14 protein-coding genes are annotated in these 15,457 nt (G+C 68.5%); 7 read left to right on the forward strand and 7 right to left on the reverse strand.

What is annotated here, in order from left to right; translation table 11 throughout:
- The first annotated feature begins 22 nt into the window (after positions 1-22).
- The 4 genes from ACGFIF_RS09270 to ACGFIF_RS09285 all read left to right on the forward strand — a co-directional run bounded on the left by ACGFIF_RS09270 (position 23) and on the right by ACGFIF_RS09285 (position 6,135).
- Positions 23-2,842 carry a family 78 glycoside hydrolase catalytic domain gene (locus ACGFIF_RS09270; RefSeq protein ID WP_393153162.1) on the forward strand — a complete coding sequence of 940 codons (2,820 nt, stop codon included), beginning with the start codon at positions 23-25 and terminating at the stop codon, positions 2,840-2,842.
- A gap of 61 nt (positions 2,843-2,903) precedes the next feature.
- Positions 2,904-4,235, forward strand: a complete 1,332-nt coding sequence (locus ACGFIF_RS09275) for an ABC transporter substrate-binding protein (protein ID WP_393153164.1) — start codon at positions 2,904-2,906, stop codon at positions 4,233-4,235.
- Positions 4,236-4,360: 125 nt separating this feature from the next.
- A complete protein-coding gene (locus tag ACGFIF_RS09280) occupies positions 4,361-5,287 on the forward strand; it encodes a carbohydrate ABC transporter permease (protein WP_393153166.1) in 927 nt (308 codons plus the stop codon).
- Entirely contained in the window at positions 5,284-6,135 is an 852-nt protein-coding gene (locus tag ACGFIF_RS09285; protein WP_393153168.1) for a carbohydrate ABC transporter permease, read from the forward strand. Before ACGFIF_RS09280 ends, ACGFIF_RS09285 begins: the two co-directional genes overlap by 4 nt.
- Here the strand turns inward: ACGFIF_RS09285 and ACGFIF_RS09290 are convergent.
- Complete coding sequence (locus ACGFIF_RS09290; RefSeq protein ID WP_393153170.1) at positions 6,125-6,739, reverse strand: class I SAM-dependent methyltransferase; 615 nt, start codon at positions 6,737-6,739, stop codon at positions 6,125-6,127. The genes ACGFIF_RS09285 and ACGFIF_RS09290 overlap by 11 nt on opposite strands.
- A 119-nt stretch (positions 6,740-6,858) precedes the next feature.
- Positions 6,859-7,989: an aminotransferase class V-fold PLP-dependent enzyme gene (locus tag ACGFIF_RS09295; protein WP_393153172.1), complete on the reverse strand. Its 1,131-nt coding sequence runs from the start codon at positions 7,987-7,989 to the stop codon at positions 6,859-6,861.
- 26 nt (positions 7,990-8,015) lie between these two features.
- On the opposite strand from ACGFIF_RS09295, the gene ACGFIF_RS09300 reads away from it, so the two are divergent.
- Both ACGFIF_RS09300 and ACGFIF_RS09305 read left to right on the forward strand, forming a co-directional pair.
- On the forward strand, positions 8,016-8,768 hold the full coding sequence (locus ACGFIF_RS09300; RefSeq protein WP_393153174.1) for a glycerophosphodiester phosphodiesterase: 753 nt from the start codon (positions 8,016-8,018) through the stop codon (positions 8,766-8,768).
- 54 nt (positions 8,769-8,822) lie between these two features.
- Positions 8,823-10,196: an MFS transporter gene (locus ACGFIF_RS09305; protein WP_393153176.1), complete on the forward strand. Its 1,374-nt coding sequence runs from the start codon at positions 8,823-8,825 to the stop codon at positions 10,194-10,196.
- On the opposite strand, the gene ACGFIF_RS09310 is transcribed toward ACGFIF_RS09305, so the two are convergent.
- From ACGFIF_RS09310 to ACGFIF_RS09330, 5 genes are read right to left on the reverse strand one after another with little or no spacing between them, the layout of a single operon-like run.
- The gene (locus tag ACGFIF_RS09310; protein ID WP_393153178.1) at positions 10,189-10,941 is read right to left on the reverse strand and encodes an SAM-dependent methyltransferase; all 753 of its coding nucleotides are present in this window, start codon (positions 10,939-10,941) and stop codon (positions 10,189-10,191) included. The two genes, ACGFIF_RS09305 and ACGFIF_RS09310, sit on opposite strands and share 8 nt — an antisense overlap.
- 42 nt (positions 10,942-10,983) lie before the next feature.
- On the reverse strand, positions 10,984-11,529 hold the full coding sequence (locus ACGFIF_RS09315) for a hypothetical protein (RefSeq protein WP_393153180.1): 546 nt from the start codon (positions 11,527-11,529) through the stop codon (positions 10,984-10,986).
- Between the two features lie 14 nt (positions 11,530-11,543).
- Positions 11,544-12,773: an ABC transporter permease gene (locus ACGFIF_RS09320; protein WP_393153182.1), complete on the reverse strand. Its 1,230-nt coding sequence runs from the start codon at positions 12,771-12,773 to the stop codon at positions 11,544-11,546.
- Positions 12,773-13,465 (reverse strand): ABC transporter ATP-binding protein, encoded by a 693-nt coding sequence (locus ACGFIF_RS09325; protein WP_393153184.1) that lies wholly within the window; start codon positions 13,463-13,465, stop codon positions 12,773-12,775. Before ACGFIF_RS09325 ends, ACGFIF_RS09320 begins: the two co-directional genes overlap by 1 nt.
- On the reverse strand, positions 13,455-14,810 hold the full coding sequence (locus ACGFIF_RS09330) for an efflux RND transporter periplasmic adaptor subunit (RefSeq protein WP_393153186.1): 1,356 nt from the start codon (positions 14,808-14,810) through the stop codon (positions 13,455-13,457). Before ACGFIF_RS09330 ends, ACGFIF_RS09325 begins: the two co-directional genes overlap by 11 nt.
- A gap of 247 nt (positions 14,811-15,057) precedes the next feature.
- Here ACGFIF_RS09330 and ACGFIF_RS09335 point away from each other — a divergent pair, with 247 nt between their 5' ends.
- Positions 15,058-15,429 (forward strand): RNA polymerase-binding protein RbpA, encoded by a 372-nt coding sequence (locus tag ACGFIF_RS09335; RefSeq protein ID WP_130448290.1) that lies wholly within the window; start codon positions 15,058-15,060, stop codon positions 15,427-15,429.
- The last annotated feature ends 28 nt before the right edge of the window (positions 15,430-15,457 follow it).

The raw sequence follows: 15,457 nt of genomic DNA on the forward strand, positions 1-15,457 counted from the left end.
TTCACTCGCAGGTTGGAGACTCATGCCGAACCTTGCCGCACCCACCACTGTCCGCTTCGAACACCGCACCGACGCCGGGCCCGTACTGGGTATCGGCACCGCGACGCCCCGGTTGTCGTGGCAGATCCCGACCGCTGACGCCGGGTACACGCAGGCGGCGTACGAGGTCGAGATCAGCGACTGGGGTGGTGGGGCGGGGAAGGTAGCCAACACCGCCGCGGCTCAGGTGTTCACGGTCCAGTCCCCCGATCAGATCCTCGTTCCCTGGCCGGGCGCCCCGTTGACGTCGCGCGAATCGGCCTCCGTCCGCGTCCGCGTCCGCGGCAACGAGGACTGGAGCGAGTGGAGTGAGCCCGCGATCGTCGAAGCCGGCCTGCTCAGCGCCGACGACTGGACCGCGCGCTTCGTCAGCCCGCGCGACAACGCCTACGGCTCCCCCGCTCCCCTGGTCGCCGGTGTCGCGGAACTGCCCGCGGACATCGTGACGGCCCGCCTCTACACCACCGCGCACGGCATCTACCTGCCGGAGCTCAACGGCGAGCGAGTCGGCGACGACGAGCTCGCACCGGGCTGGACGGCGTACCAGCAGCGGCTTCGCTACCAGACGTACGACGTGACCGGGCAGGTCCGGTCCGGCGAGAACCGGCTCGAGTTCCTGGTCGGCAACGGCTGGTACCGCGGCCGGCTCGGCTTCCACGGCAAGAACTCCCTGTACGGCGACCGCATCGCCGTCCTCGCCCAGCTCGAAGTCACCACCGCCGACGGCCAGGTCCACACCTTCGCCAGCGATGACACGTGGACCTCACGCGAGAGCGCGATCACCGCCGACGACCTGTACGACGGCCAGCGCACCGACCTGCGACGGACACCCGGCGAGGCCGTGCCGGTCGACGTACTCGACGCGGACCTGGGCCTGCTCGTCGCGCCCGACGGACCGCCGGTGCGTATCACCGACGTCGTCCCCGCGGTCGAGATCAGCACGTCGCCGTCCGGCAAGACGCTGGTCGACTTCGGCCAGAACCTCGTCGGCCGGGTCCGGCTGAAGGTCCGCGGCGGCGCCGAGGGTGACGAGGTCGTGCTGCGTCACGCCGAGGTGCTCGAGAACGGCGAGCTCGGCGTTCGCCCGCTGCGCACCGCCGAGGCGACCGACTCCTACGTGCTCGCCGGACCCGACGAGGTCACCCTCGACTCACCGCTCACCTTCCACGGCTTCCGGTACGCCGAGGTCACCGGCGTCAGCGATCTCCAGCTCGGGGATCTCGAAGCCGTCGTGGTCGGGTCGGACCTGCGCCGGACCGGCTGGTTCGAGTCGTCGCACGAGCTGCTCAACCGCTTCCACGAGAACGTCGTCTGGGGTATGCGCGGCAACTTCGTCGACGTACCGACCGACTGCCCGCAGCGCGACGAGCGGCTCGGCTGGACCGGTGACATCCAGGTCTTCTCCCCCACCGCGAGCTTCCTGTTCGACACCGCCGGGTTCCTCACCAACTGGCTGGCCGACCTGGCGGCCGAGCAACAGAAGGACGGGTCGGTGCCGTTCGTCGTACCGGATGTGCTCAAGCACGCCGGGCCGGCCACGGCCGCATGGGGTGACGCGGCAACGATCGTGCCGTGGGTGATCTACGAGCGCACCGGTGACGCCGCTCTGCTCGCCCGGCAGCTGCCGAGCATGCGCGCGTGGGTGGACCGGATGGTCGAGCTGTCCGGTGGTGACCTGCTGTGGTCCGGCGGGTTCCAGTTCGGCGACTGGCTCGACCCGACCGCGCCGCCGGACAACCCGTTCCGTGCGAAGGCCGACCCGGACGTCCTCGCCACCGCGCACCTGGCCCGCTCGGCCGAGGTCGTCGCCAAGGCCGCAGAGGTCGTCGGCGACGCCGACCTGGCCCGCGAGTACGCCGACCTGGCCGCACGGGTCCGGCAGGCGTTCGCGGCCGAGTACACCACCGAGGGCGGACGCGTATTGAGTGACGCGGCAACGAACTACGCCCTCGCCCTGCAGTGGGCTCTGCTGCCGACCGAGACTCAGCGCAAGCGCGCCGGCGAACGCCTCGCCGACCTGGTCCGGACGGCGGGCTTCCGGATCAGCACCGGATTCGTCGGTACGCCGCTGATGGCGGACGCGCTGGCCGATACCGGACATCCTGACCTGGCTTACCGGCTCCTGCTAGAGACAGGCTGCCCCTCTTGGCTGTACGCAGTGACGATGGGTGCGACGACAGTCTGGGAACGCTGGGACAGCATGCTGCCCGACGGCAGTATCAACCCGGGTCAGATGACGTCCTTCAACCACTACGCCCTCGGCGCGGTCGCGGACTGGATGCACCGTCGCGTCGCCGGTCTGGCCGCGGGCGATCCCGGCTACCGCACGATCGTCGTACGCCCGCTCTACACGTCGCACCTCACCAGCGCGTCGGCCAAGCACCTCACCCCGTACGGCGAAGCCGCGGTCTCCTGGACGCGGTCCGACGGACAGGTCCGGCTCAGTGTGACCGTGCCGGTGGGTTCGCGGGCGCAGGTCGACGTACCGGGTGAAAGTGCACCGGTCGAGGTCAGTCACGGGACCCACGAGTGGACCGCCGAGGACCCGGCCGCCGAGACGCCGGCCTTGGCCGCGGATCCGAGTATCCGGCAACTGATGGACCACGAAGCCAGCTGGGGCACGATCGTTGCCGCGGCCAAGGAGAACGACATCGTCGCCGACGACGCCGAGCTCGCGGGCCGGCTCGAGCGGTACCTCGACCAGCCGGCGAGTCAACTGGTCGAAGCGATCAGCCCACGCGGTTTCACGCCCAGCGCGGAAGCCCTGCAGGCCAGGCTCGACGCCGTCCTCGACAACAACTGACCACTAGCCCCGACCCCGCCCCGATGCAGATGCCCTGAAGAAACACCCCTTGGAGGTCATGATGACGTTCCGCCCAGGTACGAGAGGACTGGCCGTCCTCACGGTCTGCTCGCTCGCCCTGACCGCGTGCAGCGCGGGCAGTCTCGGTTCCAGTGAGGACGCGGGTGGTGGCAGCTCGGTCGAGATCACCTACCTGATCGGCAATCAGGAGCAGGATCTCAAGGACGCCCAGCAGCTCACCAAGGACTTCACCGCCAAGAACCCCGGCATCACCGTCAACCTGGAGACCCGGCCGGCCGGTAGCGAGGGCGACAACATCGTCAAGACCCGGTTGTCCACCGGCGACATGACCGACGTCTTCGCCTACAACACCGGGTCGCTGTTCCAGGCGATCGCGCCGGACAAGAACCTGGTCTCGATCAGCGACCAGCCCTACATCGGCGACCTGGACGAGAACTTCACCAAGACGGTGACGTCCGGCGACAAGGTCTACGGCGTGCCGTCCGGCGGGTTCATGGGCGGTGCGGTCCTCTACAACATCCCGGTCTACACCAAGCTCGGGCTACAGGTGCCGAAGACCTGGGCGGAGTTCATGGCGAACAACGCCAAGATCAAGGCGGCCGGGGGCGGGGTCGCGCCGGTGATCCAGACGTACGGCGAGACCTGGACCTCGCAGCTGTTCGTCCTCGGCGACTTCCACAACGTGGCCGCCGCCGAGCCGGACTTCGCCGACAAGTACACCAAGAACCAGGCGAAGTACGCGACCTCGCCCGCCGCCCTGAAGGGTTTCGAGCACACCCAGCAGGTCCACGACCTCGGCTACGAGAACAAGGACTTCGCCTCGGCGAAGCTGCCGGACGGCCTGAAGATGCTTGCCACCGGCAAGGGTGCGCACTACCCGATCCTGTCCGGCGTGGTCAACGACATGATCGCGGTCAACCCCAACGCGGCCAAGGACGTCGGTCTGTTCGCGCTGCCTGGTGACGACGCGAGCAAGAACGGCCTGACCGTCTGGACGCCGGGTGGCATCTACATCCCGACCACCACGACCGGGGACAAACTCGAGGCGGCGAAGAAGTTCCTCGCCTTCGTGGCCAGCCCCGACGGCTGCAAGTCCCTGACCGTCGCGGGCGTGCCCACCGGGCCGTACGCCGTCAAGGGCTGCGAACTGGGGTCCGACGTACCGCAGTCCATCAAGGACATGCAGCCGTACCTCGACAAGGAGGGCGGGTCCAGCCTGGCGCTGGAGTTCGTCTCACCGGTGAAGGGCCCCTCGCTGGAGCAGATCACCGTCGAGGTCGGGTCCGGGATCCGCAAGGCCAAGGACGGCGCGGCGCGGTACGACGAGGATGTGAAGAAGCAGGCACAGCAACTCGGACTGGCGGGTTGGTGAGGTCCTGTGACCATCTCGATGCCACGCCTCCGGCGCGGCGGGTCATGGGGCCCTGACTCCCGCCCTTCCCTCGTCACTCCAGTCGCTTCGCTCCCTGCGCTCCTCAGTCCAGGACGGGAGGCCCCATGACCATCACCTCGGCCCGTCCCAAGTCCAGCAGTGACGCAACCCCGGCCGCAGCCGCGGCCGGGGGGAAGGTGTACTCGCCGTACTCGTTCTGGTTCTACCTGCCGACCGCGGTGCTCTACAGCGTGCTGTTCCTCGTCCCGACGTTCGCGTCGTTCTACTACAGCCTGACCCGGTGGACGCTGTTCGACTCGAAGTTCATCGGGCTGGACAACTTCGTGATGTTCTTCCAGGAACCCGCCCTGGTCCAAGGCTTCACCAACACACTGATCTTCGGGGCGCTGACGTCGGCGGCGAAGGTGGTGCTCGGGCTGCTGCTCGCGGTACTGCTGACGTCGCGGATCGTCGGCCGCGGGTATCTCCGTTCGGTCGTCTTCTTCCCGGTGCTGGTCAGCACCATCGGCGTCGGCCTGATGTTCCAGGTGATGATGAACCCCGAGCGCGGCATCATCAACGGCGCCCTCGGCGTGATCGGCATCCAGGGACCCGGGTGGCTGACCGACCCGAAGTGGGCCCTGCTGTCGATCGCCGCCGTGGACGTCTGGAAGGGCGTCGGGCTGGCGACCCTGATCTACATCGCGGGGATCGTGTCGATCCCGCGCGAGTACATGGAGGCCGCCCGGGTGGACGGCGCCGGATCGTTCGAGTCCTTCCGCCGGATCGTGCTGCCGCTGTGCAAACCGGCCACCGTCACCGTCATCATCTTGTCGCTGATCGGTGGGCTGCGGTCGTTCGAGCTGATCTGGGCGATGACGCGGGGTGGACCGGGGTTCACCTCGGACGTGATCTCGTCGGTGATTTACAAGCAGTACCAGGCCGGGTTCTACGGCCTGTCGACGGCCGGCAACGTGATCCTGTTCCTGGTGGTCACCGCGATCGTGCTGCCACTGAACTGGTTCCTGAACCGGAAGGAGGTGGACCTGTGAGCACCGCCGAGCTCGTCAACCACAGACCGGGCCGCAGCTACCTGCTCAGCGCGGTCGCGATCGTGTCCTCGATCGTGGTCTTCGTCATCCCGTTCGTGTTCATCGTGCTGACCGCGATGAAGGACCGGCAGCAGGCCGCGGACCTCGACTTCTCCTGGCCGCACCAGTTCCGGTTCGTGCAGAACTTCGTCGACGTGGTCAAGGCCCGCGACTACATGCTGGTGATCGCCTTCATCAACAGCACGATCCTGACCGTGGCCAGTGTGGCCGGTATGGTGGTGCTGGCGGCGATGGCCGGGTTCGTGCTGCAGCGGCGCCGGAGCCGGTGGAACCCGTTCATCAACTTCCTGGTGCTGTCCGGCCTGATCATCCCGCCGGCCGTGGTGCCGACGATCTGGGTGCTGCAGAAGCTCGGGCTGTTCCGGACCATGCCGGGGCTGATCCTGATCGAGATCGCGTTCGGGCTGTCGTTCTGCATCCTGCTGTTCCGGGCCTTCGTCGCGACCATTCCGCGCGAACTCGACGAGGCCGCGATCATCGACGGGGCCGGGCCGTTGCGGTTGTTCTTCCGGGTCATCTTCCCGCTGCTGAGGTCCGTCATCATCACCGTCGTCGTGGTGCAGTCGGTCAACGTGTTCAACGACTTCGTGAACCCGCTGTACTTCCTGCCCGGCGACAAGAACGCGACCGTCCAGCTGACCCTCTACAACTTCTCCGGCCAGTTCAGCACGCAGTACAACCTGTTGTTCATGGACATCCTGCTGATCACGATCCCGCCGCTGATCATGTTCCTGTTCTTCAACCGCCAGATCGTCGCCGGTATGACATCCGGAGCGGTCAAGGGGTGACCCGGACGAGGAGGTAGGCCTGCGGCTGCTTCTCCAATTCGAGGGGCGCGTGGGTGAACGTGGCCACCTCGGTGAAGCCGGCCTCGGTCAGGAGCGTGGTGATGTCGGCCGGTTCGTAGCAGTAGACGTCCAGGTCGAGGTCATGGCCGTAGGCGTGGTCGACGTGATAGCCGCCGGTGCCCACCTTGAAGGCGTGCAGTAGGTAGCCGCCGGGTCGCACGACCCGATGGAGCTCGGCGAAGACGGCCGGCAGGTCCTCGCGTGGGGTGTGGACGAGTGAGTACCACGCGAGGGCTCCGGCCAACTCGCCGTCCTTCAGGTCGAGGTCGAACAGGGAGCCGACCTCGAAGCGCAGTTCCGGATACTCCTTCCGGGCGACCTCGACCATCCCCGGCGATAGATCGATGCCGAAGGCGTCCAGCCCCAGCGAGTCCAGGTACGTCGTGATGCGGCCGGTACCGCAGCCGAGGTCGCCGACCGGCCCGTCGGCCACCCGCTCCGCGAACAGACCGAGCACGGCCCGGTCGTACGGGTTGTCCCGCGTGTAGTCCTTGAGGATGGCGTGGTAGTCGGCGGCGGCGGTGTTGTACGAGGTCTCGATCATGGTCGAGGACCCTAGACGCCGCCGCCGACAATCCGCTCAGACGCCGGCGTAGTACGCCTCGACCGCCTCGTGGTCGACCGAGCTGTCCGGCGTGATGCCGAGCGGTCGTTCAGTCAGCTTCAGAGCAGCGCCGGCAACCGCTCCGCCAGTGATTCGTAGTCGGCCAGGCTGTTGTAAGCGTGGGCCGACAGGCGGATGAAGATCCGCTCGTCGAAGCCGGTGAGAGTGACCTCCGCCTTCAGCTCGCGGGACACCCTCATCTTGAAGGTCTCGGCGTCGGTCAGATCGACGGACCTCGGCAGCTCCACCAGTCGCATCGTTGCCGCCGGGTGCACCACTTCGGCGATGCCGGTCCCGAGCGCCTTCGCGATCACCCGGGCTCCCTCGTCGACCAGGTCGCTCAGCTGCGACCGGCGTACCGGCCACCCGAGGTCTTCCAGCACGCGGAGCGACTCGGGCGCAGCGATCCAGGGCACGTAGTCGTACGTCCCCTGCATGTCGAACCGCTCCGGCAGCCGCTCGTCGTACTCCGACCACGACACGATCAGCGGCAGCGTCGCCGTCCGCCACTTCTCCGCCACCACGAGACCGGCCGTCGCCCGCGGCGAGGCCGGCCACTTGTGGAAGTTCCCGGTCCAGAAGTCGGCTCCGTCGGCCGCCGGCGCGTCGATCAGGCCGGGCGCGTGAGCGCCGTCGACCACGATCGCGACACCCCGCTCCCGGCACGCGTCGACCAGGGCCGCGATCGGGAACACCATCGCCGTCGCCGAGCTGATCTGGTCCACGACGAGTACGGCGGCATCGTCCAGAGCGGTCGCGATCAGTGACACCACGGTCTCGTCGTCGGCTTCCAGCGGTACGTCGACCACGACCACCTCGGCCTGGTTGGCCCGGGCGAACCGCTCGGCGGCGTACCGCACCGCGCCGTACGCGTGGTTCGTCAGCACGATCCGGCTGCCGGCGGGGATCGGCAGCGTCGCCAGCGCGGCGGTGACCCCGGCGCTGGCGTTCGGCACCAGGGCGAAGCCCTCCTGATCGGTCTGGAGGTACGACGCGAGCTCGAGGCGGCTCGCGGTGAGCCGGGCGGCGACCGAGCGGAACCACAGCATCGGGTTCGCGTCGGTTTCGGCGCGCAGGGCGGCCATCAGGTCCTGGGTCCGCCGCGGCACAGCGCCGTACGAACCATGATTGAGGTGCAGGACATCGGGGTCGAGGGTCCACAGGTCGGGGCGGGGGCTGAGTACCGTCACGACCCAAACGGTACATACTTTCCGTCGTGTACCCCTACCTCGTCCATGACGGGCCGATCGCGATGGCCCATCGTGGCGGCGCGCTGCACCCGGACAACATCGGCTACGAGAACTCCCTGCGCGCCTTCGAGCACGCGGTCGACATCGGCTACCGGTACCTCGAGACCGACCTGCACGCGACCAGCGACGGTGTCGTCATCGCCTTCCACGACAGCCGGCTGGACCGGGTCACCGACCGGACCGGCGTGGTCGCCGAACTGCCCTGGTCCGAGGTCAGCCAGGCCAAGATCAACGGCCACGAACCGATCCCCCGCCTGGACGAGCTGCTCGAGCACTTCCCGCAGACCAAGTTCAACCTCGACATCAAGGCCGAGAACGGGCTGACCCCGGCCGCCGACGTCCTGCGCGCCGCCAACGCCGTCGACCGGGTCTGCGTTTCGTCGTTCTCGCAGTCGCGGGTACGTCGCATCCGCCGCGAACTAGGCCCGAGGCTCTGCACCGGGTACGGCGACTGGGAGGCCGCGCTGATCCGGTTCCTGCCGTTCCCGCTCCCGTCCGGCGGCGCCTGCCTGCAGATCCCCGAGCGCTACGGCCCGCTGCGCGTCCTGACCCCCGGCCTGATCAAGCGAGCCCGTGCCCGAGGCAAGCAGGTGCACGTCTGGACCGTCGACGACCCGGCCACCATGCACCGGATGCTGGACGCCGGCATCGACGGCCTCATCACCGACCGCACCGACCTGCTCCGCGACGTCCTGATCGAACGCGGCCAGTGGCACTGAAGTGTTATCCGCGGGTACGCCGCTTCGTACCTCCGACCTGACACACTTCCGCGCATGGGACTTCTCTCCGCCCCGGCGGCGGTCGACAAGCGTGAGTACTGGGGTTTCAGCCTTTACGACTGGGCCAACTCCGGGTACGTCACCACCGTCGGGACGGTGCTGTTCGCGCCGTACCTGACCTCGGTCGCCGAGACCGCCGCCTGCGGCTACGTCGGTACGACGGACAAGCCCTGCCACACGAATCTCGACGTCCTCGGCCTGGGCATCTCCCCCGGTTCGCTCGCCTTCTACGTCGTCACCGTCGCGACCCTGATCTCGGCGCTGTTCCTGCCCGTGGTCGGCGCGATCGCGGACCGGCTGGAGCGCAAGAAGCTGCTGATGTGCGGGTTCGCCTGGGCGGGTGCGCTCGCCGCCTGCTGCATGGTGTTCGTCGGCGGCGGCCGCTGGGAGCTCGGCGCGTTGCTGCTGTTCATCGGCAACCTGTGCCTCGGCTCGTCGCTGGTGGTCTACGACTCGATCCTGATCGACATCACCGGGCCCGACGACCGCGACGACGTCTCGTCCCGCGCCTGGGCGTTCGGTTATCTCGGCGGATTCATTCTGCTCACGATCAACCTGGGCGTGGTCACCGCCCACGACGCGCTCGGTCTCAGCCAAGGTACGGCGGTCCGCCTGAGTCTGCTGTCGGCCGGGCTCTGGTGGGGCCTGTTCACGTTCATCCCGTTCGTGAAGCTGCGCAACCGGCCGCCGGTGCACGTCGTACCCGTCCGCAGCGGCAGCCTGGTCCGGCAGAGCTTCGGTCAGCTGGCCGCGACGCTGAAGCACATGCGGACCTACCGGATGACGCTGCTGTTCCTGATCGCGTACCTGTTCTTCAACGACGGGATCCAGACCGTCATCTCGGTCTCGTCGACGTACGGCGAGAAACAGCTCGGGTTCGAGACCCAGGTGCTGATCGCGACCATCCTGCTGGTGCAGTTCGTCGCGTTCTTCGGGGCGCTGGCGTTCGGGCGGTTCGCGAAGCGGTTCGGCACCAAGCGGACCATCATGGGCGGGCTGGTGTTCTGGATGCTGATCGTGATCGCCGGCTTCATGCTGCCGGCGCGGCAGATCGTGCCGTTCCTCGCGATGGGCGTGGCGATCGGTGTCGTCCTCGGTGGCACCCAGGCGTTGTCCCGGTCAGCCTTCAGCCAGCTGATCCCGGAGGGCCGGGAGGCCGAGTACTTCTCGCTCTACCAGGCCGGCGAGCGCGGCACGTCCTGGCTCGGCACGCTCGTCTTCGGCCTGGTCCACCAGATCACCGGCTCCTACCGGCCGGCGATCGTTGCCCTCGGCCTGTTCTTCGTCATCGGCCTCATCCTGCTGTCTCGCGTGGACATGCGCCGAGGCATCACCGAAGCCGGCAACGCCCAGCCGACTCTCATCTGACCTGGGCCACGACCCGGGTTTGACCGAGTAGCTTCCCGCCGTCGGCCCGCAGCATCGCCTCGTCCGGCGCGGAGCCGCGCCCGACCAGGTTGCACGCCTCGAGCCAGCGCAGCCAGTCCTCCCAGCCGGTCGGAATCATGTCAGCGACCTGCACGGTGACCAGGCCGGTCCGCTCCCAGTGGCGGCGCCACCACGTCGGGCTGAAGAAGGTGGCGAAGTCGGGCACCCATCGCTCGGCGAGGTACGGCGGAAGCGGCGCACCCGGTTCCAGTTGCAGACCGGGCCCGACGATGCCGATCGAACCACCCGGCTTGACGACCTCGGACAGGTCGGCCATATAGCGGGCGTCGGTCCCGAAGTAGTGGTACGAGCCGATGCTCACGACGGCATCGAAGAAGCCGGCGGCGAACGGGAGGTCGCGGGCATCCACATGGATCGGATGCACACGGCCTTCCAGTCCCGCCGCCTTGATGCGTTCCCAGTTCTCGGTCGGCTTCACCCAGAGATCGGCGGCGAAGACCTCCACGTCGTACTCACGGGCCAGGAAGATCGAGGACAGCGCCGTACCGCAGCCAAGGTCCAGCACCCGCGTGCCGGGCTCCAGCGACATCACCTGCATCAGGGCCTCGACCTGCCACAGTGGATGAGGTCCCATCAGATTGTCGACGACCCACTGCTGGTCGTACGCCGACGACCGCGGATAGCGGTCCAGGGTCAACGCTCGTTGCAGCTCGGTCTCCACCATGCCCTGGCACGATGCCAGTCGGTCCGAACAACCACAACGCAATTACCGCGACGGCGTCGCGCCCGGGGTGCGGAAGCCGCCGGGGAAGGCGCCTTGGCGGACGGTGGTGGCCGTGATGGAGCCATCGGCGCTCTGGCCGCTGACGACGACCTGTTCACCGGCCTTGAGGTCGGCGGCGGTGCCCTTCGAGGTGATCTCGTACGTCGTGTCGCCGGTGAGCTTCACCGTGACGTCGCCGTTCTGGGTCTTCACCACCAGCTGCGAACTGCTCGCCGACACCACCGTGCCGATCGCCGCGTTGCCCTGACCGCCGGCCTGACCGCCTGGCCCCTGCCCGGTGCCGTTCTGGCCGCGGAAGCCGCCGTACCCGCCGGCACCACGGCCTGCCTGCTGCTGAGGCGTCGTACTGTCCGAAGCAAAGGCAGCGTGCAGGCCCGCGCCGCCGGCCAGGCCGACGGCGAGTACGACGACGCCGGCCAGAATCGCGGTGACCAGCGGCAGGTTGAGGGTCTTCTTCGGCTGGAGTGCCGCGTCGACCTCCTGGTCGGTCCCGATCTGGGCGAACTCGTCGGGCGTCTGGTTGCTCATCAGAGGTGTGCCTCTCACTCATGTCGTAGTGCGTCGATGGGACGAAGACCGGCCGCTCGGTGCGCCGGCATGCTGCCGAAGAACAGGCCGACGGCCGCGGACACCCCGAGGGCGAGCGCGATCGACGACGGCACCAGCACCGGCTCCACCCCGGCGAGCTGGAACCGGGTGATGACGAGGGCCGCCGCGACTCCGACCGCGCCGCCGATCAGGCTCAGCAGCGTCGCCTCGATCAGGAACTGACCGAGGATCGTCCACCGCCGGGCACCGAGCGCCTTGCGGATACCGATCTCGCGGGTCCGCTCGGTGACCGTGACGAGCATGATGTTGGTGACCCCGATCCCGCCGACGACCAGGCTGATCGCGGCCACCGTCGCCAGCAGCGCGGTGAAGGTCGCGGCGGTGTCCTGGCTGGTCTGCAGGATCTGCGCAGAGTTGGTGATCCGGAACGGCGAGGTCTGATTCGCCGGCACCTCGTGCCGCGCGGTCAGCAACTGCGTCACCTCGGCCTGCGCGACATCCACCCGGTCCTTGTCCGCGGCCTGGACGACGATCTGGTTCAGCGCGCCGTACCCGGCCTGGGTCGCCCGCAGCGCGCTGATCGGCACGATCGCGGTCGCGTTCGGGTCCGAGAAGCCGGTGCTGTCCTTGCTCGCCAGCACCCCCAGTACGACGAAGTCGACCGCGCCGAGCTTGATCGTCTGACCGACCGCGGACCCGGGTCGCCCGAACAGCTCGGTGGCCGCCGTCTGGCCGAGCAGGATGACCCGCTGCGAGGTGTCCACATCCTGCTCGGTGAAGGACCGGCCGAGCTCGACCGGTGTGTTGGTGGCCGGCAGGTAGTCGGGCGTCGTACCGATGATCTGGTTGACCGTGTAGCTGGTGTCACCGTTGGTCGCCGTACCCGAGCTGGTCATCACCGGGGCGACCGAGGCCACGTCGGGCGCCAGCTTCTCGTCGCCCATCGCCGCCGCGTCCTCGAGCGTCAAGCTGTACTGCTGGGCCGACGGGCCGGCCTGGCCGCGCTGGAAGCCGCCGCCACCGCCGGTGGTCGAGACGGTGAGCAGGTTGGTGCCCATCGCCTCCAGCCGGTCCTGGACGGCCTTGCCGGAGCCGTTGCCGACCGCAACGAGCACGATGACGGCGCCGACGCCGATGGAGACACCGAGGACGGTCAGCAGCGAGCGGAGCTTGTTCGCGCTCAGGCCGCGCAGGGCCGCCCCGAAGAGGTCGCGAGGTGACATCAGCGAGTCACCTCGTCGGCGACGATCCGGCCGTCGGACACCTGGATGAGCCGCCGCGCCCGCGCCGCCACGTCGGTCTCGTGGGTGATCACCACGACGGTCCGGCCGTCCGCGTTGAGCTGGTCGAACATGCCGAGCACCTCGTCGGTCGAGTGCGCGTCCAGGTTCCCGGTCGGCTCGTCGGCGAGCAGGATCCGCGGGCCGGTGGCGAGCGCGCGGGCGATCGCCACGCGCTGCTGCTGACCGCCGGACAGCTGGTTCGGCCGGTGGTCGGCGCGGTCCGCCAGTCCGACCAGCTCCAGCGCCCGGGACGCCCGCCGGCGTCGCTCCGCGCGACGGAGATGGGCGTAGGTGAGCGGCAGTTCGACATTCGCGAGCGCGCTCGTACGTGGGATCAGGTTGAACGACTGGAAGATGAAGCCGATCTTGCGGCCGCGGACGAGCGCCTGCTGGTCTTCGGTCAGCCGGGCCACGTTGCTGCCGTCGAGCCAGTACTCACCCCGGCTCGGGACGTCGAGGCAGCCGAGGATGTTCATCAGCGTCGACTTGCCGGACCCGGACGAGCCCATCACCGCGACGTACTCGCCGGCCTCGACCCGCAGCGACACACCCCGGAGAGCGTGGACGGCGGTCTCCCCCGCGCCATACGTCTTGGTGACGTCCCGGATGTCGATCAGGGCGTCAGCGGCCACGGTTGCCCCCGGCCCCTGTCCCCGCGCCGGGGAGTTGGCCGCCACCGGGCAGTTGGCCCTGGCCAGCGCCGGGGAACTGACCCGTCCGGCCGTTCTGGTTGGTCGCCGTACCGATCGAGCCCTGCAGCAGCTCGATCCGGTCGCCCTCGGCCAGTCCCGAGGTGATCTGGGTGTAGCTGTCACCCCGAACGCCGACCTGCACCTCCCGGGTCCCGCCGCCGTCGGCCATCGTCACTGTGTACGTCGTACCGCTGGTGGCGATCGCGGTGCTCGGGACGTACAGGGCGTCGGCCGCCTTGGCGGTCTGCACGGTGACGTTCGCGGTCTGGCCGATCCGCGCGTTCGCCGGGATCTTCGTCAGCGAGAAGGTGGCCGAGTACGAGACCACGCCGTTGGTGGTCGTGGGTGTCGGCGAGACCGAGGCGAGCGAGGCGGTCAGCGTCGTACCGGGTTCGGCGTTGAGCGTGACGGTGGCCGACTGACCGGCCTTGATCTTGATCGCGTCCGCCTCGGCGAAGGCCGCGACCACCTGGAGCGACTTCAGATCGGCGAGGTCGACGAAACCTGAACCTGAGGTTGTCGTCGTGGTCGAGGTCGTGCCGGCGGCTGAACCTTGACCTGAGGTTGAGCCCGTGCCGGCTGAACCGCTGCCTGAGCTGGAGCCACCGGTGACCGAGCCGACGGAGCCGTTGATCGCGGTGATCGTGCCGGCGATGGGCGCCTTCAGCGTGGTCGCGTCGACCGCGGCCTGGGCCGCCTCGACGTCCTGGTCGGCCTGCTCCTTGTCCGCCTTGGCCCGGGCCAGGCTGGCCTCGGCGTTGCTGACGGCGACCTCCGGGCTCTGGCCCTGGGTCTGATTGGTCTGGTTCTGGTTGGACTGTTGATCGCTGGTGGTGGGCGTTGGCGAGGCCGACGCCTCCTCAGCGGCCTCGGCGGCGTCCTGGGCGTCGCTCAGCGACTCCTCGGCGGCGTCGACCGAGTTGGCCGAGGCGATCTGGTTCTGCTCGGCGATCCGGAGCTGCCGCTCGGCCGCGGCCGGGTCGATCTTCGCGATCGCCGTACCTTTGGCGACCACCTGGCCGACTTTCACCATGATCTGCGTCACGGTCCCGGACGTCTCGAACTGCGGCGAGGCGGTCTGGGAGCTCTGCAGGGTGCCACTGGAGCTGACACTCGCGGTCACCTCGCCCCGGGCGACGGTCACGGTCGGACGGGTCGCGCTCGCGGCCGGCTGATCCGTGCGGAAGAAGAGGAAGTACGCCGTGACGGCGATGGCCAGGACGACGGCCACCAGGGCCACATTGAGCACGCTGAGGCCACGGAGCTTGTGGCGGGGTAGCACCATGGACGCTGACGCTAAGGACGTTTGCTGAGGAACTGATCCTCGAAAGCTGGCAACTCCCTGTGAACTTCGCGCGTCGTATGCCAGGCAACGGTGTCGGTCAATGGCGACACACCGTGATGTGTGAACGCTCGATGACAGCCCGTCACGACGGTGCTGTCAGGTGCGTACATATGGCTCGGGCATGCCAAAATGGGAATGATCCGGGCCGGCCGACCGTTGGCACGGATGACGATCTCGGAGGTTTGACATGTCTAATCGCGTACTGCGTGGTTCGGGGCTGGGTGGGGTCAGCTTCGAGGATGACCGCGGTGTCGAGTTCGCGCCGCGCCAGATGATCACGTATGACTGCCCCCGCGGCCACGTGGTCGAGGTGACCATGGCGCACGACGCCGAGGTGCCCGCGGTCTGGGAGTGCCCGCACTGCGGCAGCGAGGCCGCCCGGTCGACCGGTGAGAAGCCGGAGCCGAAGCAGGAGAAGCCCGCCCGTACGCACTGGGACATGCTGCGCGAGCGCCGCAGCATCTCGGAGCTCGAGGAGCTCCTGGCCGAGCGGGTCGAACTGCTCCGCAAGGGCGAAATCGGCCCGGCCCACCTGCACCGCACCAAGCGCACCGCCTGACAAAGGCTCGACGGGCCCTTCACCGCAA

It is taken from the genome of Kribbella sp. NPDC049174 (assembly GCF_043197365.1).
In the GTDB taxonomy this organism is placed as follows: Bacteria; Actinomycetota; Actinomycetes; order Propionibacteriales; family Kribbellaceae; genus Kribbella.

Excerpts from the sequence above, each read along its gene's own strand:
- ACGFIF_RS09270 (WP_393153162.1), top strand. The coding sequence starts at position 23 with ATGCCGAACCTTGCCGCACCCACCACTGTCCGCTTCGAACACCGCACC.
- ACGFIF_RS09275 (WP_393153164.1), top strand. The coding sequence starts at position 2,904 with ATGACGTTCCGCCCAGGTACGAGAGGACTGGCCGTCCTCACGGTCTGC.
- ACGFIF_RS09280 (WP_393153166.1), top strand. The coding sequence starts at position 4,361 with ATGACCATCACCTCGGCCCGTCCCAAGTCCAGCAGTGACGCAACCCCG.
- ACGFIF_RS09290 (WP_393153170.1), bottom strand. The coding sequence starts at position 6,739 with ATGATCGAGACCTCGTACAACACCGCCGCCGCCGACTACCACGCCATC.
- ACGFIF_RS09305 (WP_393153176.1), top strand. The coding sequence starts at position 8,823 with ATGGGACTTCTCTCCGCCCCGGCGGCGGTCGACAAGCGTGAGTACTGG.
- ACGFIF_RS09310 (WP_393153178.1), bottom strand. The coding sequence starts at position 10,941 with ATGGTGGAGACCGAGCTGCAACGAGCGTTGACCCTGGACCGCTATCCG.
- ACGFIF_RS09315 (WP_393153180.1), bottom strand. The coding sequence starts at position 11,529 with ATGAGCAACCAGACGCCCGACGAGTTCGCCCAGATCGGGACCGACCAG.
- ACGFIF_RS09320 (WP_393153182.1), bottom strand. The coding sequence starts at position 12,773 with ATGTCACCTCGCGACCTCTTCGGGGCGGCCCTGCGCGGCCTGAGCGCG.
- ACGFIF_RS09330 (WP_393153186.1), bottom strand. The coding sequence starts at position 14,810 with ATGGTGCTACCCCGCCACAAGCTCCGTGGCCTCAGCGTGCTCAATGTG.
- ACGFIF_RS09335 (WP_130448290.1), top strand. The coding sequence starts at position 15,058 with ATGTCTAATCGCGTACTGCGTGGTTCGGGGCTGGGTGGGGTCAGCTTC.